This window comes from Streptomyces olivaceoviridis, assembly GCF_014650115.1.
Lineage (GTDB): Bacteria > Actinomycetota > Actinomycetes > Streptomycetales > Streptomycetaceae > Streptomyces > Streptomyces olivaceoviridis.
In genome coordinates this window covers 120,876-142,672 of sequence record NZ_BMUI01000012.1, presented here as the reverse complement: position 1 = coordinate 142,672, position 21,797 = coordinate 120,876, and the positions used below count along the sequence as shown (strand labels likewise).

The 21,797-nt window shown below is 74.3% G+C and carries 24 protein-coding genes; 14 read left to right on the top strand and 10 right to left on the bottom strand.

Annotated elements, in window-relative coordinates:
- Positions 1-50 precede the first annotated feature (50 nt).
- The 3 genes from IE273_RS23205 (at position 51) to IE273_RS45205 (ending at position 2,064) form a co-directional block, all read left to right on the top strand.
- Positions 51-683: a class I SAM-dependent methyltransferase gene (locus IE273_RS23205; RefSeq protein ID WP_189817080.1), complete on the top strand. Its 633-nt coding sequence runs from the start codon at positions 51-53 to the stop codon at positions 681-683.
- On the top strand, positions 680-1,750 hold the full coding sequence (locus IE273_RS23200) for a methyltransferase (RefSeq protein ID WP_229887392.1): 1,071 nt from the start codon (positions 680-682) through the stop codon (positions 1,748-1,750). Before IE273_RS23205 ends, IE273_RS23200 begins: the two co-directional genes overlap by 4 nt.
- A gap of 74 nt (positions 1,751-1,824) precedes the next feature.
- A complete protein-coding gene (locus IE273_RS45205; RefSeq protein WP_373309388.1) occupies positions 1,825-2,064 on the top strand; it encodes a DUF6059 family protein in 240 nt (79 codons plus the stop codon).
- 156 nt (positions 2,065-2,220) lie between these two features.
- Here IE273_RS45205 and IE273_RS23195 read toward each other — a convergent pair whose 3' ends face one another.
- From IE273_RS23195 to crtI, 3 genes are read right to left on the bottom strand one after another with little or no spacing between them, the layout of a single operon-like run.
- A complete protein-coding gene (locus IE273_RS23195; protein WP_189817079.1) occupies positions 2,221-3,264 on the bottom strand; it encodes a DUF5914 domain-containing protein in 1,044 nt (347 codons plus the stop codon).
- Positions 3,234-4,256 carry a phytoene/squalene synthase family protein gene (locus IE273_RS23190; protein ID WP_189817078.1) on the bottom strand — a complete coding sequence of 341 codons (1,023 nt, stop codon included), beginning with the start codon at positions 4,254-4,256 and terminating at the stop codon, positions 3,234-3,236. Before IE273_RS23190 ends, IE273_RS23195 begins: the two co-directional genes overlap by 31 nt.
- A complete protein-coding gene (gene crtI / locus IE273_RS23185; protein WP_189817077.1) occupies positions 4,253-5,794 on the bottom strand; it encodes a phytoene desaturase family protein in 1,542 nt (513 codons plus the stop codon). The genes IE273_RS23190 and crtI overlap by 4 nt, the downstream gene beginning before the upstream one ends.
- A gap of 501 nt (positions 5,795-6,295) precedes the next feature.
- Between crtI and IE273_RS23180 the strand changes: the two genes are divergently transcribed.
- The 6 genes from IE273_RS23180 to IE273_RS23155 all read left to right on the top strand — a co-directional run bounded on the left by IE273_RS23180 (position 6,296) and on the right by IE273_RS23155 (position 11,521).
- Positions 6,296-7,483, top strand: a complete 1,188-nt coding sequence (locus IE273_RS23180; RefSeq protein WP_189817076.1) for a lycopene cyclase family protein — start codon at positions 6,296-6,298, stop codon at positions 7,481-7,483.
- Positions 7,484-7,556: 73 nt separating this feature from the next.
- On the top strand, positions 7,557-8,276 hold the full coding sequence (locus IE273_RS23175; RefSeq protein WP_189817075.1) for a class I SAM-dependent methyltransferase: 720 nt from the start codon (positions 7,557-7,559) through the stop codon (positions 8,274-8,276).
- Positions 8,273-9,841 carry an FAD-dependent oxidoreductase gene (locus IE273_RS23170; protein WP_189817074.1) on the top strand — a complete coding sequence of 523 codons (1,569 nt, stop codon included), beginning with the start codon at positions 8,273-8,275 and terminating at the stop codon, positions 9,839-9,841. Before IE273_RS23175 ends, IE273_RS23170 begins: the two co-directional genes overlap by 4 nt.
- Positions 9,842-9,976: 135 nt before the next feature.
- Complete coding sequence (locus tag IE273_RS23165) at positions 9,977-10,429, top strand: hypothetical protein (protein ID WP_189817073.1); 453 nt, start codon at positions 9,977-9,979, stop codon at positions 10,427-10,429.
- 80 nt (positions 10,430-10,509) lie between these two features.
- Positions 10,510-10,986 carry an MSMEG_6728 family protein gene (locus tag IE273_RS23160; protein WP_189817072.1) on the top strand — a complete coding sequence of 159 codons (477 nt, stop codon included), beginning with the start codon at positions 10,510-10,512 and terminating at the stop codon, positions 10,984-10,986.
- A gap of 91 nt (positions 10,987-11,077) precedes the next feature.
- Entirely contained in the window at positions 11,078-11,521 is a 444-nt protein-coding gene (locus IE273_RS23155) for a hypothetical protein (protein ID WP_229887391.1), read from the top strand.
- Between the two features lie 103 nt (positions 11,522-11,624).
- Here IE273_RS23155 and IE273_RS23150 read toward each other — a convergent pair whose 3' ends face one another.
- The 7 genes from IE273_RS23150 to IE273_RS23120 all read right to left on the bottom strand — a co-directional run bounded on the left by IE273_RS23150 (position 11,625) and on the right by IE273_RS23120 (position 15,413).
- Positions 11,625-11,786, bottom strand: coding sequence for a hypothetical protein (locus IE273_RS23150; protein ID WP_189817071.1), 162 nt, complete (start codon positions 11,784-11,786; stop codon positions 11,625-11,627).
- Positions 11,787-11,918: 132 nt separating this feature from the next.
- A complete protein-coding gene (locus IE273_RS23145) occupies positions 11,919-12,131 on the bottom strand; it encodes a helix-turn-helix domain-containing protein (protein WP_189817070.1) in 213 nt (70 codons plus the stop codon).
- Between the two features lie 189 nt (positions 12,132-12,320).
- The gene (locus IE273_RS23140; RefSeq protein ID WP_189817069.1) at positions 12,321-12,836 is read right to left on the bottom strand and encodes a hypothetical protein; all 516 of its coding nucleotides are present in this window, start codon (positions 12,834-12,836) and stop codon (positions 12,321-12,323) included.
- Between the two features lie 309 nt (positions 12,837-13,145).
- Complete coding sequence (locus IE273_RS23135) at positions 13,146-13,721, bottom strand: Rv1733c family protein (protein ID WP_189817184.1); 576 nt, start codon at positions 13,719-13,721, stop codon at positions 13,146-13,148.
- Positions 13,722-13,846: 125 nt separating this feature from the next.
- Positions 13,847-14,683 carry a rod shape-determining protein gene (locus IE273_RS23130; protein ID WP_189817068.1) on the bottom strand — a complete coding sequence of 279 codons (837 nt, stop codon included), beginning with the start codon at positions 14,681-14,683 and terminating at the stop codon, positions 13,847-13,849.
- Complete coding sequence (locus IE273_RS23125; protein ID WP_189817067.1) at positions 14,680-15,054, bottom strand: TraR/DksA family transcriptional regulator; 375 nt, start codon at positions 15,052-15,054, stop codon at positions 14,680-14,682. Before IE273_RS23125 ends, IE273_RS23130 begins: the two co-directional genes overlap by 4 nt.
- Positions 15,055-15,101: 47 nt before the next feature.
- The gene (locus IE273_RS23120; protein ID WP_189817066.1) at positions 15,102-15,413 is read right to left on the bottom strand and encodes a TraR/DksA C4-type zinc finger protein; all 312 of its coding nucleotides are present in this window, start codon (positions 15,411-15,413) and stop codon (positions 15,102-15,104) included.
- A 335-nt stretch (positions 15,414-15,748) separates the two neighbouring features.
- Between IE273_RS23120 and IE273_RS23115 the strand changes: the two genes are divergently transcribed.
- From IE273_RS23115 to IE273_RS23095, 5 genes are all read left to right on the top strand, one after another.
- On the top strand, positions 15,749-16,702 hold the full coding sequence (locus tag IE273_RS23115; RefSeq protein ID WP_189817183.1) for a sensor histidine kinase: 954 nt from the start codon (positions 15,749-15,751) through the stop codon (positions 16,700-16,702).
- Between the two features lie 2 nt (positions 16,703-16,704).
- On the top strand, positions 16,705-17,406 hold the full coding sequence (locus tag IE273_RS23110; RefSeq protein ID WP_189817065.1) for a response regulator: 702 nt from the start codon (positions 16,705-16,707) through the stop codon (positions 17,404-17,406).
- A gap of 835 nt (positions 17,407-18,241) precedes the next feature.
- The gene (secD, locus tag IE273_RS23105; RefSeq protein ID WP_189817064.1) at positions 18,242-20,494 is read left to right on the top strand and encodes a protein translocase subunit SecD; all 2,253 of its coding nucleotides are present in this window, start codon (positions 18,242-18,244) and stop codon (positions 20,492-20,494) included.
- Positions 20,495-20,578: 84 nt separating this feature from the next.
- Positions 20,579-20,983 carry a trypsin-like serine peptidase gene (locus IE273_RS23100; protein ID WP_189817063.1) on the top strand — a complete coding sequence of 135 codons (405 nt, stop codon included), beginning with the start codon at positions 20,579-20,581 and terminating at the stop codon, positions 20,981-20,983.
- A 189-nt stretch (positions 20,984-21,172) separates the two neighbouring features.
- Complete coding sequence (locus IE273_RS23095; RefSeq protein WP_229887387.1) at positions 21,173-21,787, top strand: lasso peptide biosynthesis B2 protein; 615 nt, start codon at positions 21,173-21,175, stop codon at positions 21,785-21,787.
- The last annotated feature ends 10 nt before the right edge of the window (positions 21,788-21,797 follow it).

Below are 21,797 nucleotides of genomic sequence, written 5' to 3'. Positions count from 1 at the left end.
GACGGGGCCGACGAACTGTTCCCGTACCCGACCCCGGACGGAGCGCCACCATGACGACGCCCACCACCGCGCTCGACTGGAACCGCAGTTACCGCAATGGCGACCACCACACCTACTGGGAACTCAGCCACCCCTCCGCCGAACTCGTCGGATTCCTGGCAGCCCGCGGGCCGGGCGCCGGACGCACCGCCCTCGACATCGGCTGCGGCACCGGCTGGGACGCCATCGCCCTGGCCGGCGCCGGATACCGGGTCACCGGCATCGACCTCAGCGAGGAGGCCCTCACCCTGGCCAGGGCCCGCGCCGCGGAGGAAGCCCCCGAGGGCACCGCACCCGCCTTCCGGCAGGCCGACGTGCGCGACCTGCCGTTCCCCGACGGGACCTTCGACGTCGTCGTGGACCGCGGCTGCTTCCACCACCTCGGCGGGGAGGACCGGGCGATGTACGCCGGCGAGACCGCCCGTGTCCTGCGTCCGGGCGGCTGCCTCTACCTCAGGGGCAGCCGCGTGGACAGCTTCCCGTTCAAGCCACTCACCGCGCGGGGCCTGGCCGACGAGTTCGCCCGCTTCGGGTTCACGGTCGGCCCCCTGCTGCCGTTCCACCTCCAGACGGACGCGATGAGCCTGCCCGCGTACGCCTGCGTACTGACCCGGACCACCACCAGCGACGGAGCGAACGCATGAGCACGACGACCTCGGCGCGCACGACGCGGACACCGGTTCCTTCCGCCACCCCGGGCGACCCCGCGGTGGCACGCCTCGCGGCACTCACCGACCTGGTCACGCCGTACGCCATCCGCGCCGCGGCCACCCTCGGGGTGGCCGACCTCATCGCGGAGGGCGTCACCACGGCCGACGCCCTGGCCGAACGCACCCGGAGCGACGCCGACGCCCTGCGCAGGCTCCTGGACCACCTGGCGGCCAGCGGTCTCCTCGAAGAGCCGGAGCCGGGCCGCTACGCCCTCACCGACCTCGGGTCCGTCCTGAGGGACGACCATCCCGCGCGCACCCGTGCATGGCTGGACCTCGACGGCGGCATGGGCCGCTCCGACCTGGCGCTCAGCGGCCTGCTCACGACGGTCCGCACCGGCGAACCGGCCTACCCGGAGCGGTTCGGCGCGTCCTTCTGGGAAGACCTCGCCGCCGATCCCGCACGAGCCGCGTCCTTCGACGCCCTCATGGAGACGCACCTGGCGAACGTGGAGGCGGCAGCGGACGCGTACGACTGGAGCGGCGTCGGCCATGTGGTCGACGTGGGCGGGGGAACGGGGAAGCTGCTCACCCGCATCCTCGACGCGCACCGCGATCTGCGCGGCACCCTGGTCGAACTCCCCGGCACCGCCGAGAACGCCCGCCGCCGGCTGGCCGACGCCGGCCTCACCGACCGCTGCGCGGTGGTCCCCGGCACGTTCTTCGACCCCCTGCCCTCCGGCGCCGACGCCTACGTCCTCTCCTTCGTCCTGCACGACTGGAACGACCGCCGGGCCGCGCAGATCCTCGACCGCTGTGCCACGGCCGCCGCGCCGCACGGCCATGTCGTGGTGATCGAACGGCTGAAGGAGGACGGCGTGAAGCTGCCGTGGGCGACCGCGATGGATCTGCGGATGCTGCTGACCGCGGGCGGCCGGGAACGCACCCTCGACGATTTCCGCGCCCTCGCGACCGCCGCGGACATCACCCTGCGCACCGCCGTACAGACCCCCACGGGCGCCTCGGTGCTGACGTTCACGACGGATCAGCGAGGGGGCTGACGGCGGTGCGTGCCGAAGGCCGATGTGGTCGGTGGGGCACGAGCACCAGGATCCGGGGCTGGGCCGGCCTGGTGATGCGCGGCCTCGCCGCCACAGGATCCATCTGGGTGTCCGTGCCTGTGGGCACGGCGGACGAAGGGCCGGTCCCGGGCCACCCCGAACGGCTCGGCGCCGGCACGCCGTTGACCGCTGCCGAACGGACACTGCGACGGCAACTCAAGGGCGTGGGGCGCGCGGTCTGGTGGCTGCACTGGGGACCCGTGGCAGACGTCCGCCGACGGGAGTCGAGCACAGCCGGGGCGCCCAGGCGGTGACGTGCCCGACGAAGCCGGCCCGGTCGGTGCGGCACGTCGGTGCGGGGGGCGACGAGGCGGGGCGGAGCGGGGTCGCTCTCCGCCGGGCGGTGACGGCACCGCGCCGGCGCCCGGCACCGGGGGTCCTGTGAGCGCGCGTCGCGCCGGTGGCGGCGTTCAGCCGGGGAGGCGTCCCGCGGAGCGGAGCCGCCAGCGTCGTTCGGCGTAGGCGAGGTCGTCGCGCCACAGGCGCCCCGAGGCCGTGCGCACAAGCGGTCGCAGCAGTGGCGCCGCACGGCGGACGACGGCGAAGCCCAGCCGGTCGGAGGTGGCCACCACCGCCTCGGTCACCACGGTCCGCGGCCGGCCCCGCTGGTCGGGACCGAGCGGCGTGGCGTGGGTCTCGACGACGGAACCCGCGCCCTCACCCTCGGTGATGCGCATGACGACCGTGCGCGGTCCGGGGGCGGTGAACACAGCACGGACGGGTACGACCAGGCGCCCCGCCACCTTGAAGGAGACGTCGACGGTGAAGGCGTCCTCGGTGCCGCTCCCGGAGCCGTCGGGTGATCCGACCACCGCGAGGTCGACGAACGAGTACGGGTGCAACCACGCGCCGTGCCACGGGTCCAGGCGGTTGGCCACGACGTCCTCGGCCTCGCAGACCCCCGTGCCGGTGTAGACGGCTGTCAGCGCGCGGGCCCGCTCGGGCCGCCGCACGACGACCGGTGCGTCCGACGGGGCCTCACCGCCGACCTCGTCCAGCCGGACCCACACCAGCAGGCCGTCGTCGTGCACCGGCAGCGGAGCCCAGCCCGCGTACGGGCTGCCGTCGAGGGCCAGCCCGTGCCAGTGGCACCTCAGGGTGCCGCAGCGTACGGGACTGTCCCGCAACGGCGCCCCGAGATGCGGGCAGGCACCGGGGCCGCCCACCGGACGGCCGTCGGGACCGCGCCACACGACCACCTCCCGGCCCGCCACGGTCCCCGCGAGCGGACGGTCGCCGCGGAGACCGGCCGACGCACCGACGACGTACCAGTTGCCGGACGGCCGGGCCCGTGCCCGTTCCAACGCCCCCGCGATCACCCCTGGCCTGGCATCGCGCCAGGTCGGCCGCTGACGCTCCCACGGCACCGGCCGCCGGCGCAGCGACAGCGGAAGACGACCGCGGCGGCCGGGCGGGACGGGGTTCACACGACCTCCGCCGCGGCCGGAGGGCATGATCCGCCGAGCGCCGGGGCGGGCATCGGGCGCGGTGCCGGGGGTCGCCGGAACGGACGCCCGGCACGCAGCCGCGCGCCGACCGCCCGCACGAGGCCGTCGGCTGCGACCGCCGCGCGCCGCCGGTGCGGGACCACCACGCGGCGGTGCAGCACCGGGTAACCGTCCCCGGCGACCGCGTCCAGGATGCCGCCGTACAGGACGAACGCGGTGCGGATACAGGGACGGGAGACCGGGTCCAGCATGCCGAGGCCGGGGAGCGCCTCCCGGTAGACACCGCGCGTCAGCGCCTCGAACTCGCGCAGCGCGGCCGTGATGCGAGGCTCGGGCCGGCCGGTGTCCCGGCTCCACCGCAGCAGTTCCCGGTCCACTCCGTGGCCCGCGAGCAGATCGGCGGGCAGATAGACACGGCCGCGGTCCAGATCCTCGCCCACGTCCCGGAGGAAGTTGCTGAGCTGGAAGGCGACGCCCAGCGCCGCCGCGTACGGCGCGGCCTCCTCGCGCGGCACCACGGTGCCCAGCACCGGCAGCATCTGCAGCCCGATCACCGCGGCCGAGCCGTGCGTGTAGCCCCGCAGGTCGGCATAGGTGGCGTAGTCGGTCACCGTGAGGTCGGCGCTCATCGCGGACATGAAGTCATGGAACAACGCGTGCTCGATGCCGTACCGGTGCGCGGTGTCGGCGAGCGCCAGGACCACCGGCTCGTCGCTGTGCCCGTGGCGCAGTCCGTGCCCCAGGCTCCGCCGCAGTTCCGTCAGGGCCGCCGCGCGCCGCCCGGTGTCCGCGCCGGTGCCGAGGGAGTCGACGATGTCGTCGGCCCAGCGGGCGAAGCCGTACAGAGCGTGCACGGCCGGCCTGCGTTCGACGGGCAGCAGCCGGGTGGCGAGGAAGTACGTCCTGCCGTGCCGCGCGTTCAGGGCGCGGCAGTGCCGGTACGCCGCACGCAGCGCCGGATCGCCGATCCCCGCCGCGGACAGTTCGCGGTCCGTCATGTGGTGGTCTCCTTCACGCGCGGGGGAGGGGCTGAGGCCCGGGACAGTGCGGGACGCGGCAGACCGGTGATCCGCGCGGCGGCGAGTTTCCCGGACAGCAGCACGGTCGGCACGCCGACGCCCGGCGTGGTGCCGCAGCCGGCGAGGACGGCGTTCTCGGTGCCCCGCACCAGGTTCCGTGGCCGGAACGGCCCCGTCTGGGCGAAGGTGTGGGCGGCCGAGAAGGGCGTCCCCGCGGCGTGGCCCGCGGCCCGCCAGTCGGCCGGGGTGACGAGGCACTCCTCCTCGACGCCGGCCTCGATGCCGTCCAGACCACGCCGCTCCAGCTCCCGCAGCAGCGTCTGCCGGTAGCGGGGGCCGAGTTCGCGCCACGCGGCGGCATCCGGACCGATGTCGGTGTTGGGGCAGGGCGCGAGGATGTAGTGCAGATGGCGGCCCGGCGGTGCGAGCCGCGGATCGGTGGCGGTGGGCCGGGTGACGAGCAGGGAAGGGTCGCTCATCAGCCGGCCGGTGCGCGTGAGCTCGGTGAACGTGGTGTGCCAGGCCGCGCCGAAGAACAGCGTGTGGTGCGCGAGCTGCGGCCAGGTACGGTCCGTTCCGGCGTGCAGCACCACGGCGGACGGTGAGTGCCGCAGGCGCAGCGGACGCCGGGGGGAACGGCCGAGGAGCCGGTAGGCGACCGGGAGGTCCGGGGTGAGCACGACGGCGTCGCAGGGGATGCGGTCCTGGCCCGTGACGACGGCGGTGACGCGCTCGCCCGAGCGTTCCAGACGGGTCACCTCCTGCCCGTACCGCAGGTCGGCGCCGGCCTCGGCGGCGGCCTCCGCCATGGCCCGCGGCAGGGCGTGCATGCCGCCCCGGGGGAAGTACACGCCCGCGACGGTGTCCATGTAGGCGATGACCGCGTAGGCGGCCAGCGCGCGGGCCGGCGGCACACCCGCGTACAGCGCCTGGAAGGAGAAGACCCGGCGCAGCCGTTCGTCCGTGAGGAAACGCCCGATCCGGGCGTCCAGCCGGCCGAAACCGCCGAGCGCGGCCAGCCGGGCCAGGTCGGCGTTCAGCAGGTTCCACGGGGAGTCGAAGTTGACGTCGATGAAACGACGCATCTGCACCCGGTGCAGCTCGCCCAGCCAGTCGCGCAGCCGCCGGTACCCCGCCGCCTCACCGGGACCGGCGAAGCGCTCCACCTCCGCCGCCATCGCGTCGGCGTCGGTGTGCACGTCGAGCGTGCTGCCGTCCGCGAAGCGGGCCCGGTAGGCCGGGTGCAGGGGAATCAGTTCCACCCTGCGGTGCAGGCTGTCGCCGACGGCCGCGAAGGCTTCGTCGGCGAGTTCGGGCATGGTCAGCACGGTGGGACCGGTGTCGACCTGGTAGCCCCCGAGACCGAGGCGCCCGGCCCGGCCGCCGGGCAGGGCGTCCCGCTCGACGACGGTGACGCGTCGACCGGCGCCCAGCAGGTGCAGCGCGGCCGACAGCCCGGCGAGGCCGGCCCCCACGACGACGACGTGGTCAGTGCGTCCGGGCAGCGTGCGCGTCACCGGCCGGTCTCCTGAGCGCGGGAGGGTGCCGGGGACAGGGGCCCTGGAGATGCCGGGTCCTGTCCTCGGCCCCGGTCCGGCCCGGGGCGAGGGTGCCTGCCGTCACCGGCCGCCGCCGCACCGGCCGCGCGAGCGGGCGGCCGGCGCCGCCGTCCTCCCGCGCCGGTTCCGCCGTCCCGGCGCACCCGGACGGGGGATCCCGGCGGGAACGCCGGGCGCGGGGCGGGCGGCGGCGCGACCGCATGGTGTTCCTTCGCCTGTGTGGGGCGCATCCTGTTCCTCTCGTCGTGGTCACAAGCGGCTCCGTCACCACGTCTTCGCCGCGTGCGCCGGGCGGGCCCGCGGCACCGGCCGCAGCGCGGCCGGCCGCTGCGGCGATGCCTTCCACATCGCCCGCCCGCCGTGACCCCGCGTGCCGCATCCGGGTGACCCGCGTCCGCTCGGGCACGTCGGCGGGAAGAGTCGCAGGGCACGTGCACGCACAGCACGGAAGGAGCCGTCGTGTTCGAGGCGGAGGTGGCCGTTCTGGGCGGCGGAGCCGCCGGCCTGTCCCTGGCCCACCGTCTGGCCGGGCACGCGCGGGGGCTGCGGACGCCGACCGTCGTCCTGGTCGACGCGCCGCCGGGCCCCCTGCGCGCACCGCGCCGCACCTGGTGCTTCTGGGAGCCGGGCCACGGGCGTTTCGACGCCGCGCTGACGGCCTCCTGGGAGCACCTGCGCGTACGGCCCCCCACGGGCGACCCGATCGAAGGGGACCTCGCGCCGCTGCGGTACAAGATGATCCGGTCCGACGACTTCGAGGGCCTGGTCGGGCGGGACCTGGCGCGCAGCCCGAACGTGCGGCGGCTGGAGGCGGCGGTCGAGACGGTGGAGGACGTCGAGGGCGGAGCCCGCGTCCGGGTGCGGAGCGCCGACGGCGCGACCCGTGTGCTCACCGCCCGCTGGGTGTTCGACTCCCGGCCGCCCGGCAGCCTGCCCGCCGCCCGCACCACACTGCTCCAGCACTTCCACGGCTGGTTCGTCCGCACCGCACGACCGGTCTTCGCCCCCGGCACCATCGACCTCATGGACTTCCGCACCCCACAGCCCGCCGACGGCCTCTCCTTCGGCTACGTCCTGCCCGTCGGACCGCACGAAGCCCTCGTCGAGTACACGGAGTTCTCACCCCGGACCCTCACCGCCGGCGGTTACGAGGCGGCGGTGCGGCACTACGCCGACGACGTGCTGCGCCTCGGTGACACACAGGTCCTCTCCACCGAGACAGGCGTCATCCCGATGACGGACGCGCCGATGCCCCGGCAGGTCGGAGCCTCCGTCTTCCGCATCGGTGCCGCCGGCGGCGCCACCCGCCCGTCCACCGGCTACACCTTCGCCGGTCTGCAACGCCAGACGCGGTCCGTCGCCGCCGCCCTGCGCCGGGGACACCGGCCGGTGCCGCCTCCCGCCCACCCCGCCCGGTCCCGCGCCATGGACGCCGTACTCCTGCGCGCCCTGGCCACCGGCCGGGTCGACGGTCCCGCCCTGTTCTGCCGCCTGTTCGCCCAGGTGCCCGCCCCCCGGCTGCTGCGCTTCCTCGACGGACGCACCCGCCTGCGCGAGGACCTCGCCATCGGCCTGCGCACCCCGATCGGCCCGATGCTCCGCTCGGCGCTCGAACTGCCGCTCCTGCCCCGCCGCCCCTTCGACTGACGCACCCGTCCCACTTCGCCGCCCCTTCGACCGATCACCCCGATCACCCCGATCACACCGACCTGGAGACCGCATGACGCTGCTGCGCGACGAGGACCTCACCGCCGCGTTCGACCACGCCGCCCGCGGCTACGACGCGCTGGTGGCAGCCAACCCCGGTTACCACGCCCACCTCCGCCGCTCGGTACGCCGTCTCGGCCTGCCCGGGTCCGGAGCGGGCCTGCGCCTGCTGGACCTCGGCTGCGGCACAGGCGCCTCGACGGCCGCGCTCCGCGCCGTCCTGCCGGCCGCGCGCATCACCGCCGTCGACGCCTCCGCCGGCATGCTGCGGCGGGCCGCCACCAAGTCCTGGGCGGGGGAGGTGACCTTCGTTCGGGCACCGGCGGAACGCCTGGCCGAGGCGGGCGTGACCGGACCGTTCGACGCCGTCTTCGCCGCCTACCTGCTGCGCAACGTGTCCGATCCCGACGCCGTCCTCACCGCCGTACGGGACCTGCTCGTGCCCGGCGGCCGGCTCGGCGTGCACGAGTACACCCTGAGCGGGCGGCGCGTCGACCGGGCGGTGTGGAGCGTGGTGTGCCGCGGCCTCGTACAGCCCGCGGCGTCCGCCCTCGGGGACGGCGGGCTGTACCGCCATCTGTGGCGCAGCGTCGTCGAGTTCGACACCGTCGACCGCTTCGCCGCCCGCGTCCGCGCGGCCGGCTTCGAACGCGTCCGGGCCCTGCCCCTGCCGGGCTGGCAGACCGGCATCACCCACACCTTCGTCGCACGGCGCGCGGAGAGCGGCCGATGACCGCGGCCGAGCCGCCGGACGGCACCCGGCGGGGCCGGGACCGGCGGGCCCGGATGCTGCCGGCGCCCCCCGGCGGGCGGCGCGTCGACGGGGCCCGCTGCACCGCCGCCGTCGTCGGCGGCGGCATCGCCGGCCTCGCCGCCGCCACGGCACTCGCCGAACGCGGGGTGGCCGTGACGGTGTACGAGCGGCAGGCGTACCTCGGCGGGCGCGCCGGGGGCTGGCCGACCACCCTGCGGGACGGCACCCCGGTGACCATGAGCCGAGGCTTCCACGCCTTCTTCCGCCAGTACTACAACCTGCGCGGGCTGCTCCGCCGTACCGACCCCGGCCTGCGGCGACTGACCGGTCTGCCCGACTACCCGCTGCTGCACGCCGGCGGAATCCGCGACAGCTTCCGCCACGTCCCGCGCACGCCGCCGTGGAGCGCGCTCGGCTTCGCCGCGCTCAGCCCCGCCTTCACCGTGCGGGACCTGTGCCGCATGGACCCGGTCGCGGCCCTGCCGTTGCTCGACGTCCGGGTCCCCGGCGTCTACGACCGGCTCGACCACGTCAGCGCCCACGCGTTCCTCGACGCCGTCCGCTTCCCCGAGAAGGCCCGGCACCTGGCCTTCGAGGTGTTCTCGCGCAGCTTCTTCGCCGATCCCCGGCAGCTCTCGGCGGCCGAGATGGCGCTCATGTTCCACATCTACTTCCTCGGCTCGGCGGAGGGCCTGCTGTTCGACGTGCCCCGCGCGCCCTTCCCGGCCGCCCTGTGGGAGCCCCTGGCCGGCTACCTGCGGCGGCACGGCGCCGAGATGCGCACCGCCACGGCCGTCGAACACATCACGCCGGGGCGCACCGGCGGTTACCAGGTCGCCGCGGACCGGGACGAGCGGCACCACGACAGCGTGGTCCTCGCCCTGGACACCGCGGGCCTGCGCCGCCTCGTCGCCCGCTCGGACCTGCTGGGCGACGCCCCGTGGCGCGAGCGGATCGCACGGTTGCGCAACGCCCCGCCGTTCCTGGTGACCAGGCTGTGGCTGGACCGCCCCGTGGCCCCCGAACGACCGGGATTCCTGGGCACCGCCGGATTCGGGACCCTCGACAACGTCAGTGTCCTGGACCGCTGGGAGGACGAGGCCGCCCACTGGGCCGCACGCTCCGGGGGGTCCGTGGTGGAACTGCACGCCTACGCGGTACCGGCCGACGCCGCCCGGGACGTCGAGGAGAAGCGCCTGATCGAACAGATGCACCGCGTGTACCCCGAGACGCGCGACGCCACGATCGTCGACGCCCGCCACGAATGGCGCGACGACTGCCCCCTGTTCCCGGTGGGCGGCTACGGCGACCGGCCCACCGTCCGCACCCCGGACCCCCATCTCGTGGTGGCCGGTGACCTGGTCCGCACCGGCCTGCCCGTGGCCCTGATGGAACGGGCCGCGACGGCCGGCTTCCTCGCGGCCAACGCCCTGCTGGAGCGGTGGGGCGTGCGGGGAGTGACCCTGTGGACGGTCCCGAGGCACGGCCGGAACGCCGTACTGCGGCGCCTGGCCGGCGCCGCCCGGGGCCCCGGCACTCGGTGAACGCCCGCCCGGGGGAGCGCACGGCCACCCTCCACGCGACGCCCCGTCACACGTTGGGCCCACGCCGGACACGGTCACCCGGCGCGACGGGAAGGGATGCGGGGACCGAAGGCCCCACAGCACCCAGGGAGTGCCATGAACGAGTACCAGGGCGGGCCCGACCACCGGTACCGCCGCCCGGAAGGTGTCGACGACCTGACCGTCGAAGCCCTCGGATCGCTGTCGAAGGCACTGGAGACCACCGAGCGCGCCCGCGGCCATCTGTACAGCTTCCACCAGCTGACCGGCGGGGCCGACCGCGAACTGGAACGGGCGGTACGGCTGCTGCGCGCGGCCGGGCACGCCGAGTGGGCGGCGAAGGCGGAGGCCGAGATCCTGGGCCGCGACGTCATCCCCGGTCATTGGACGTTCCAGATCATCGAGGCCTACAACGACACCTACTACCGGCCGTTCCAGGAACTGGAACGCAGCGTGGTGAAGGCACTCGCGCAGGGCCGGGACCACCTGTACGAGGCGGAGATGAGGGAGGGCCGTCGCACCCTCGGGCGCCCCGGCCGCACGGCGGGTCCCCCGGCCGCGGACGACTGACCGCCCCGGGCGGGGCGGCGCGACCCGCCGAGCGCCCCCGCACCATCCGAACCCTCCGCACCCGCTCCAGGACGGCGACCATGCAGACGTTCCTGCCCGATGCCGACTTCCGGCGCTCCGCCCTGATCCTGGACCGTCGCCGCCTGGGCAAGCAGCGGGTCGAGGCACTCCAGGTGCTGCGCGGCCTGACCGTTCCCGGGTACGGCTGGCGCAGGCACCCGGCCGTACGCATGTGGGGCGGCTACGAGGAGGCCCTCGTCCGCTACGGGCTCGAAGTGTGCCGGGTCTGGCGCGAGCAGGGGCACCAGGACAGCTGTGCCGCGTCACTGGTCGCCGGATACGCCGCGTGCCGTCCGGGCGCACACGTGCGCGATCAGCCCGCTCTCGCCGCCGCGGGCGAACTCCCGCCGTGGCTTGGTGACGAGGCATTCCACCGCAGCCACCAGTCCGCGCTCGTCCGCAAGGACCGGGAGACGTACGCACCCGTGTTCCCCGGCGTCCCGGACGACCTGCCCTATGTGTGGCCGTCCTCCGACCGGGAGGGGACGACCGCCTGACCGGGGCGTCGCAGGACGCACACCCGGTGCGCCTGCCAGGTCGGTGGACCGGGTCGTCCGTGCGCCGGGCCACGCTCGGTACGCTTCTGGCATGTCATCGCCAACACCGCCCGCATACAGCGCCCCCTCCGGCACCCCCGCCCCGGCCCGCCGGTCGCACCGCTCCTTGGCCGCCACCCTGGTCGCGGGGCTCGTGCTGGGCGCGGGCGGGGTCGGCACCGCCTGGGCGCTCAGCGGCGGGGACGGCTCCGCCGACAGCGGCGCGGGCGGTGACGCCCGCCGATCGTGCGAGGCTCTACAGGGCTTTCACGAGTCGGACCTCTGGGCCGACGGGGCCAAGAGGGACATCGCCTTCAACCGCCTCGGCGCCGCCGCCGTGCTGTCCACCGCGGCGGCGGCCGGTGACCGCGAGTTCAAGCCGTTGGCCGAGGCCATGCGGCGGGTGCAGAACCGGCTGGTCCGCTACGTCGACTTCTCCGGGCCCGAGGCGCAGAAGGAACTGAAGACCGCCCGGTCCGTGTGCGCCGGTCTCTGACCGACGGCCGGGCCGCCGTCCTGCCGGCCGTGACGGACCCGGGCTGCGACTCGCTCGTGGCGGGCACCGGCGCCGAACCGGCCTGCCGCTCATCGGCGTTGGGTCACATCCCCGGCCCCGACCGGCGGGCGCGCAGCTTGCCGAAGAGCCGCTGGGCCTGGGCCCGACGACGCGGATCGGCCGCGGTACGGCGTACTTGTTCGATCGTGCGCCGACCCTGCGGACTGTTCGCGAACTGCTTGAGTCGTTGCAGAACTCCGGACATGACACTCCTTTCGCCAGGGGTGCCCTGCTCTCGTTGGGGCCCCACGAGGTTCGGCTACCCGGAAACCGATGGTCCAGCCGCTGCCGGGCCGAGGCGAAGCGGCGGCGCACCACGCCGATGCCGACGTGGCCGCTATCGCGTCGAGTGGGCGCTGCCGGTGCGGACATCGCCTCCCCGTGCCCTGAGGGGCGCGCCGGCTTCGGTGAGCACGCGATGCACGAAGCCGTACGACCGGCCATGAGCCTCGGCTATGGCGCGGATCGACCGCCCCTCCCGGTACTCCTGGGTGAAGGCTTCCGCCAACTCCTTGCGCGCGCTGCCCGTTATCCACTTGCCCTTGTCCACGGAGAATCCCCTCCAGCGTCACCGAAACTTGATCACCGGCTTCCCGCGTCGACGCGACTCATGCGGGGCGAGTTCGAGATCAGCTCACCGAGCTCTCCTGCCCCGGTGAAGAACGGGAAGGGCCGCCGGAGTCCCGGTTCGCCGGCCGCCGCATCCAGGAGCGCGAGGACTGGGGGAGTAGCCCGTTGCTCAGTCCGTCGGCCGCGCCACTGCCCGCCAACGTGGGGCCCGGTCGTCAGGGACGTTCGGGGAGGGGAAGTGAAAGGGTACGCCGAGGTGGTCGGCCAGCGCCCGGCCGGCCTCGGCGGCGGCGGTTCGCGGAGGGGAGGCGTCACGACGGTGGTAGACGGTCGCCAAGTGGCCTTCCCCGTCCGGATCCTCCAGGACCGCGAGCAGCAGCACGAACCAGTCGTGCACCGTGTCGCCGTCCCACAGAGCCTCGATCGCGGCCACACGGCCCGGGAGAGCCGCGGCACGGGCGGCGAGCGAGGGGACGTCGAGCGGATCGGGCGGTGTGCGCCGCACCTGGTCGGCGAGAGCCTCGTAGCGCGCCTGGACCACCCGCTCCGCCTCGGCCAAGCCCAACCCCAACGGGCGCAGGGCGTTCCATACGGACCTGATCGCCGGCACGCGGCGGTCCCGCAGCACGTCGGCGTCGACCTCCCGGCGAGTCCGCTCCTCCAGACAGGCCCACCAGCCGCTCACCGGCTCACCGGCCGGAATCCCCGGGTGCGTGTCATGGCCTGGAACGTACGCCAGGCCGCCGTGCGGCGCAGCCGGGTTCCGTGAAGAGTGACACCGGGTTGTCCCGAACTCGGCTGCCCGGACGGTGCGAAGGCAACCGACGCTCTGCCGCCGCTTCGCACGACCCGGTGTCTCGTCCCGGACTTCGGCGAGTTCGGACGTCTCGGCGACGACTCGGTCGAGTGCCTGGGCGGCGAGCGGCCGAAGGCCGGCCTCCCACTGACAGTGGTCGGCACGGGAAACCAGCGAGCCCCCTTGGCCGGCCCGGAGCTACGGCGACGTGGTCCAACGGGGTGCCGTCCGGGCCCAGGCGGTGTCCCACGCGGCGAGGTTGCGGCGCTGGATGACGCGGCGGGCGGCGCCGTAGGCGGCGGCTGCGGTGACGTGGACGCCGAGGGTGGCGATGATGGCCGATCCCATGGCGCGGCTGCGGATCTCGCTGGGGCTCAGCGGTGGGTCCGTGATCGTTCCGTCGGTGCCGACCCAGACGCGGACGGCGCTGCCCTTGGTCAGCGCGGGCTGGACATCGGCGGTGGCGGTGCGGGTGTGCCCGTGGGCGTCGGTGAAGCGGACCTCGGCCGGGTAGCGGGTCTTCCTGGCTTCGGCGGAGCCGGGTTCGGGGTGGCGCCGGGCGTCCTGGAGGAGGACGGCGGTGGTGTGGTGGCGGGTGGCGGCCTGGTGCCGGGCGGTGCGGGCGTAGTGGCGGTGGGCGGCGTCGCCGACGAGGACCATGGCGGCAGGGGTGGCTGCCAGCGCGGCCAGCAGCAGGCCGAGACCGATCCATGCCTGGACCAGGTCGGTGCGGCGGCACAAGGGATTGCGTCTCAGGCGCCGGGGCATGACCACGGACAACTCCTCGTGAGGTGGCGGTATGCGGCCGGGCACGTGTCCTCCTCCCGGCGGTGGACGCGGCGGATGCGGAGCCGGGGACCCCGGGGGTGCGGGCGCGGCCCGAGGCTGTGCCTCGCGGATCATCCAGGGGCCTGGTGGGGGCGGGCAGCCGACGGGAGCGGGCCGGAGGCGGAGGGGTGGGTGTGGGCGGCTTGCAGGAGCCTGGCCGCGCCGCGGACCGATGCGGTGTGCGGGGCCGGGACCACGCGCATCGGCAGGTGCGGCTGCTCGGTGAGGTGGCGGGTGATCTCGGGACGCAGGGCACCCCCACCGGCCAGCAGGATGCCGCGGCGCACCGCGTCGGCGGTGAGCGAGGTGCGGTCCTGCCGCAGCATCGCGCTCAGCATCGAGGCCACCGCTCCGGCGATCTCCTCGGGTGTGGTCGTGTCGTCCAGATCACTGGTGCCCAGGGCGGTGCGGCGCGCGTCGGTGATGTCTCCGTCGCCCAGCAGCACCACCTCGGTGAGGTGGGCGCCGATGTCCACCACCATCAGCGGACGGGACATGTCCGCGCCGGCCGCGACGGCGATGGCCCGGGCGCTGGGCACGGTCAGCACGCCGCGCGGCCGGAGCACGTCGACCGCGGTGCGGGCCTGGGTGCGGTAGGCGACGCCGTCCAGGACGGGAGCGGTGACGATGACCAGGGGACGGACGAAGCGCGGCAGGCGGTGGGCGAGCAGGCGTCGCAGCATGCGGGCGCACCCCGGGGTGTCGACGATGGCGCCGCGCTGGACGGGGTGGACCGCGCCGGGGCCCGGGAAGGTCACGGTGGGTACGTCGACGACCACGCCCTTTCCGGCGATCCAGGCCCGGGTGCGGGCGCTCCCCATGTCCAGGGCGATGCCGCAGCAGCGCCGGCACAGCGGCCACGGCCGGTGCCCGGCAGCGGTGCCGCGGGGATGGTCGACGCCGGTCATGGGATGACCTCCCTGACCTGCTGGCAGCGGGCGCAGTAGCGGCACTGCGGCACGATCATCAGCCGTTCCCGGTCGATGGGGCGCCGGCACAGGTGGCAGGTGCCGTACGAGCCGTCGTCCAGGCGTTCCAGGGCTGCCTCGACGTCGGCGAGGACCATGCGGGCGGACGCGGAGAGCTTGACGCGGACCTCCGTCTGCGCGGCGGCCTGCCGTTGCAGCCGGTCCTCGGCGCGTGAGGTGACCGGTCCGGCGAGTTGCAGCAGTTGCTCCTGGCGGAACAGGCGCTGCTCATGGAGGTGCCGGCGCAGTGCGGCGAGGTCCTCGGCCGACAGGTGGGTCGTGCTCTGGCCGATGGTCTGGTGGTTCACCACTTCACCCCTTCGGGGGCAGGGGGGCTGGGGGTCGGCGCGGGCGGTGGTCAGGCGGCGCGGCGCCGGCAGGCGACGCAGCAGCGGGTGTAGGGGAGGATCTCCAGCCGTTCCGCGGGGATGGGCTTGGCGCAGTCCTGGCAGGTGCCGTAGGTGCCGTTGTCGATGCGGGCGAAGGCTTCCTCGATCTCCTTCAGGACCCGCTTCATGGCGTTCTTCTGCTCGGACAGCAGGTACGCGTCCGTGGTCTGCCCGGTCTCGTCGAGGGCTTGCAACTGGGCCAGCCGGGAGGCGCGGGCGTGTTCCAGGTGCCGTCGGGCCTCGTCCGGATGGGGTTCGGCCCGGGTGACGTCGAGTGACATGGTCGGTCCCTTTCGCGGCGGCGCACGGCGCGGCGGCGTTGCCGAGCCGGCGCTTCTCGTGGGCGGTGATCGTGTGCCTCCCACCCTGGCCGGGCCGGCGGCGGACACCTATCGGGCGCGGGCCCCATCTACGCCGGGGCACGCGACCCATACGGACGGGCCATGGGTGGTGCGCGCCCCGGGAAATGGGGTCCAGGCCCCATCGACGCGGCACGCGCGACGGGGGACGCTGGCCGCAGGCGCACCCGAGCGCCCCGGTACCGTGGACGCGGTGGGGCTGCGCGATGGCGACAGTGGAGGTGGAGCGAGCTTGTAGAAGGGGAGGCGTCGGGCCGGTGTCCTTGTTCTGGCGGATCTTCGCCCTGAACGCCGTCGTGCTGGGCACGGCGACCGCGCTGCTCCTGTGGGCCCCGGTGACCGTCTCCGTGCCGGTCCTGCTCACCGAGGCCGTCATCCTGGTCGGCGGCCTGGTCGTGATGCTGGTCGCCAACGCCGCGCTGCTGCGGCTCGGCCTGGCCCCGCTCGATCGGCTCACGAAGCTGATGACCACAGTGGACCTGCTGCGCCCCGGTCAGCGTCTGCCCGCTTCCGGAGGCGGCGAGGTCGCCGAGGTGATCCGCACGTTCAACGCCATGCTGGAGCGGCTGGAGCACGAACGGGCCACCAGCAGTGCCCGCGCCCTGCTCGCCCAGGAGGCCGAACGCCGCCGCATCGCCCAGGAGTTGCACGACGAGGTCGGCCAGAGCATGACCGCGATCCTGCTGGGGCTCAAGCGGGCCGCGGACGACGCACCGGCGGCACTGCGGGAAGAGCTGCACGAGGCGCAGGAGATCACCCGGGAGAGCCTCGACGAGGTCCGTCGCCTGGTACGCCGGCTGCGGCCCGGCGTGCTGGACGACCTGGGTCTGGTCAGCGCGCTGACCTCGCTCACCGAGGACTTCGCCACGCACACCGGGCTGCGCGTCAGCCGTCGCTTCGACGCCGACCTGCCCGCCCTCGCGCCGGAGACCGAACTCGTCCTCTACCGCGTCGCCCAGGAGTCGCTGACCAACGTCGCCCGGCACGCGGACGCCCAGCGGGTCACGGTCGCCCTGCGTCACGCCGACGACAGCGTGGTGCTGACGGTCACCGACGACGGCTCCGGCATCAAGGCCCCCCGCGAAGGCGCCGGCATCCGCGGCATGCGCGAGCGGGCCCTGCTCATCGGGGGCAGCCTTGAGATCACCCCGGCAGCCGGTACCGGCACCCGCGTCCAGCTGACCGCGTCCGTTCCCAGGAAGCAGCCCTGACCATGCCCGACGCCACGACCTCCCCGACCGGGACACCGCCCTGGAGGGCGTCCCGGAGCACGATCCGCATCCTGCTCGCCGACGACCACGCGCTGGTCCGCCGGGGTGTGCGGCTCATCCTCGACCAGGAACCGGACCTGGAGGTGGTCGCCGAGGCCGGTGACGGCGCCGAGGCCGTCGAACTGGCCCGCACCCGTGACGTCGACCTGGCCGTCCTGGACATCGCCATGCCGCGCATGACCGGCTTGCAGGCCGCCCGGGAACTGGCCGTCCTCAAGCCGGGTCTGCGGATCCTGATGCTCACCATGCACGACAACGAGCAGTACTTCTTCCAGGCTCTGAAGGCCGGTGCGAGCGGGTACGTGCTGAAGTCGGTCGCCGACCGGGACCTGGTCGCCGCGTGCCGGGCCGCGATGCGGGACGAACCGTTCCTGTATCCCGGCGCGGTCACCGCCCTGATCCGCAACTACCTGGACCGGGGCCGACGCGGCGAGGAAGCCCCCGATCAGGTCCTCACCCCCCGCGAGGAGGAGGTCCTGAAGCTGGTGGCCGAGGGGCACTCGTCGAAGGAGATCGCGGAGTTGCTGTTCATCAGCGTCAAGACGGTCCAGCGGCACCGCGCCAATCTGCTCCAGAAGCTCGGTCTGCGCGACCGCCTGGAACTCACCCGTTACGCCATCCGCGTCGGCCTGATCGAACCCTGATCCCCCGTCCGGTCCCCGCCGGCAGTCGCCCGCTCCCGGACCCGACACGTGCGCCCGGCCGGCACCCGCACACCACGACGAGAGGGGGAGGGGCATGCACCATCCCGCGCGCACCGCCCCCTGCCGAGGAAGTGCCCGGCTGTCCCTCGTCGCGGTACTGGCGGCCGTCGTCGTGACGTTGCTGACCGCGGTCGGCCTCACCGGCCCTGTGGCTGTGAGCGGTCCTGTGGCTGTAGGTGGTCCTATGGCCGTGAGGGGCCCTGCGGTCACGAGCGGCCTCGCGGGCATGAGTGGTCCTGTGGCCGTGAGCGGCCCTGCGGGCATGAGCGGCCTCGCGGTCACGAGTGGTCCTGCGGATATGAGCGGCCCTGCGGTCACGAGCGGCCCCGCCGTCACAAGTGGTCCTGCGCTCATGAGCGGCCCCGCGACCCCGAGCGGCCCCGCGACCCCGAGCGCCCCCGCGGCCGTAGCGGCGGCAGCAGCGGGCCATCACGGGGACGCCGCGCCGCGCGCCGACGACGGGTGCGACACCGTCTGCACCGTCCGGGCGGCACCGCGCCACGAGCAGCACCGCGAGCATCCGGCTCCGCGCAGCCACCTCGGCGCCTGTCCCCAGGGCACGGCCGTCACCCCGCCGCGCCCGGCACGGCTCACGGAATCGACCGGGCACATCCCCTCTTCGGACCCTCACGCACCCCGTGACCGTGGACGGGCACCGCCCCAGGCATCCGGCACCTGACCCTTCCCCTCTTTCGTTCACCGCGCACCTCGCCCCCGGGCCGCGGCCTGTCTCCGGCCGCCGCCGTGGCCGTGGTGTGCCCGCCGGAGGCCCCCGTTGACCCGTTCCCCCCGGGTGAGAGCGTCGCTCGCCCTCGCCGTGATCGCCGTATCGCTGTACATCGCCGTCACCGTGCCGGTCCGCCTCGGACTCGACCTGCGCGGCGGCACCCAGATCGTGCTTCAGACCCGGTCCACCGCCACCACCGACGCCGACCGCGCGGTCACCGACCGCACCCTGGAGGTGCTGCGCGGTCGCATCGACGCGCTGGGCGTCGCCGAACCCACCCTCGTCCGTTCCGGCGACGACCGCATCCTCGTCGAACTGCCCGGCGTGCAGGACCCGAAGAAGGCCGCCGACGTCCTGGGCCGCACCGCGCAGCTCACCTTCCACCCGGTGCTCGGCAGCGCCGACGGCGCGGACGACGGCTCCCGGCCCCTGCCCGAGCGCCCCCGGGAATCCGTCCTGCCCGATGAGTCCGGCACGCCGCTGCGCCTCGGTGCCGCGGCCCTGACCGGCGCGCACGTCAAGGAAGCCGCCGCCCGCTTCGACCAGCAGGGCGGCGCCGGATGGCACGTCACCGTCGGCTTCGCGGGCGCCGGCCGTGACGGCTGGGCGCGGCTGACCGGCGAGGCCGCCTGCCACCCGCCGGGTGCCCCGGAACGGCGGGTGGCCATCGTCCTCGACGGCAAGGTCATCTCCTCACCGCAGGTCGACCCGTCCGTGGCGTGCGGGACCGGCATCCGCGACGGCGCCACACAGATCACGGGCTCCTTCGGCGCCGAGGAAGCCCGCGAGCTGTCCCTCCTCATCAACGGCGGAGCTCTGCCCGTGCCGGTCGAGACCGTCGAACAGCGCACCGTCGGCCCGACCCTGGGCGCGCGGGCCATCACGGCAAGTGCCTGGGCGGCGGCCATCGGTACGGCGCTGACCTCGCTGTTCATCATCGTCGTCTACCGGCTGATGGGGGCGCTGGCCGCCGTCGCCCTGGTCTGCTACGGCCTGGTCTCCTACGCCGCTCTGGCCGTGCTCGGCGCCACCTTGACCCTGCCGGGCCTGGCCGGCTTCGTCCTGGCGATCGGCATGGCCGTGGACGCCAATGTGCTGGTCTTCGAACGGGCCCGCGAGGAGTACGCGGTCCGCCGCCCCAGTGCCCGCTCGGCGCTGGCGGCCGGGTTCCGCAACGCCCTCAGCGCGATCGCCGACTCCAACATCACCACCCTGATCGCCGCAGCTCTGCTGTTCTTCCTCGCGTCCGGGCCCGTGCGGGGCTTCGGTGTCACCCTCGGCATCGGCGTGCTCGCCTCCATGTTCAGCGCCCTGGTGATCACCCGGGTGCTCGCCGAGTACGCCGCCGGCCGTCCCGGCCTGCGCCGCCGACCCCACCTCACCGGCATCGCGACCACGGGCGCCGTCCGCGACCGGCTCACCCGACGCGCCCCCCACCTCATGCGCCAGCCACGCCGCTGGCTGGCCGTGTCCGCCGCCGTGCTCGTCCTGGCCGCGTCGGGCATCGCGGTGCGGGGCCTCGACCTCGGAGTGGAGTTCACCGGTGGCCGCCTCATCGAGTACGCCACCGGCGCCCCCGTCGATGCCGACCGGGCCCGCACCGCGCTCGCGGAGGCCGGATTCCCCCGGGCCGTCGTGCAGTCCTCCGGCGACAGCGGCCTCACCGTGCGCACCGACCCGCTGACCAACGCCGAGGAGGCCGAGGTGACCGGCACCGTACGCGACCTCGCCGGCGGGGCGGACAAGGTCCGCGACGAACTGATCGGCCCCAGCCTCGGGGAGGAACTGCGCCGTGGTGCCCTGGTCGCGCTCGCCGTCGCCCTCGGCGCACAGCTCGTCTACCTGACGGCGCGCTTCCGCCTGCTCTTCGGCACCGCCGCGGTCGCGGCCCTCGCCCACGACGTGGTGATCCTCGTCGGTGTCTTCGCCTGGCTCGGCAAGCCTGTCGACGGGGTGTTCCTTGCGGCCCTGCTCACCGTCATCGGCTACTCGGTGAACGACTCCGTGGTCCTCTTCGACCGCGTCAGGGAACTCGCCCGCGAAGCCACCGGAAGACCGCTGCCCGGCATCGCGAACCAGGCGATCCTCCAGACCCTGCCCCGCACCGTGAACACCGGCATGGGCGCCGCCTTCATCCTCACCGCTCTCGCCGTGTTCGGCGGGTCGTCGCTCACCGACTTCGCCCTGGCCCTGCTCATCGGCCTCGCGGTCGGTACGTACTCCTCCGTCTTCACCGCCGCTCCCGTGGCCGTGGAGCTCCACCGGCGCGGCGACCGGCCCCGCCCACCCCGTCGCCCCTGATGCCGACCAGCCGATCGCGCCCTTCGCACGGTGGTGGCGACCCTGGGCGCCATCGCCTGAAGCCCGGCGGACCATCCTCGGCGCGTGCACGCGTCCCTGCTCATCACCGCGGCGAACGGCGACCGGTACCTCGCGACCGCCTGGTTCATCGGGCCGCACACACTCCCGACCGCCGGCCACATGATGTTCAACTTCCGCTCGGTGCGGGGATGGACCGGGTCGGGCGACGAGAACTACGACTACGGCGCGGTCCTCATTCCCACCGAACTGGGCTCCGCCACCACTTGGTTCGGGTTCGGGGCGTGGCCGGACGCCGATCTGCTGAAGACCCCCGGCAACACCTCCGGCTACCCGGGCGACAAGCCCCCAGGCACCCAGTGGTACGACGCGCGAGGCATCAGTTCGGTGAACCCGTTGAAGGTGTACTACGACATCGACACCGCCGGCGGGCGCCATCGCCGAGGTTGCGAGGCATTCGGGCCGGAGTAGCCTGGAGTTGATCGACGCCACCCGGTCCTGGAGGTAGGCGATGTTGATCCGATTCCTGCGGCGCCGTATGCCGCGTGGCCTTGTCCTTCTCGGCGGCGGCCGTCTGATCCGGGGTTTCAGCGGCGGCGACTACGACGGTCACGGATATCAGTCCTGACACCCGTGCACCGGGGCGAGGGAGGTCGTGCGGTGACACAGGACCCTGACGCCCTGGTGGCCATGACACGGATCCTGTCACCGCACTGCCGCGTCACCAGGCTGCCCTCAGGGGCGCTCATCGCCGACTGGAAGCGCACGCGGTTTCTCGGAATGACGGCGGCGGACGTCGAGAAGTTCGCCGCCGAAAGCCCCGAGGAGCGCGCGGAACTCGTCACCGGTCTCGTCCGGGCCGGATGCGCGAGGGCCCGTCGGCAGGCGGATACGGACGCCGAGGTGGGGCTCTGGCTGCGCGGCGGGCACCTGCTGATCCGGACGCTCGGCTTCGGGCGCGTCCTCCGGTTCCTGCCCTTGGTCGCCCCTCAGTACGCCCGCACGGACACCCCGTCCACGGCGGACGTCGCGCGCTTGAAACGAGCGGTCCGAACAGCCGGCCGGAGAAGCTGGTTGGTCAACGGCGACTGCAAGACCGAGGCCGTCACGGCCTTCGTCCTGTTGCGGCGGCGCGGCTTCCACGCCGTACTGCACGTGGGTGTGCGCGAGCACCCGTTCGCCCTGCACGCCTGGACGTCCGCGGCCGGCCTGAGCATCCCGGACGCCGATCCGCGAGGGCACGCCTTCACACCGGTCCTCTCGGTCGGCTGCTGAGGGCGTCGGC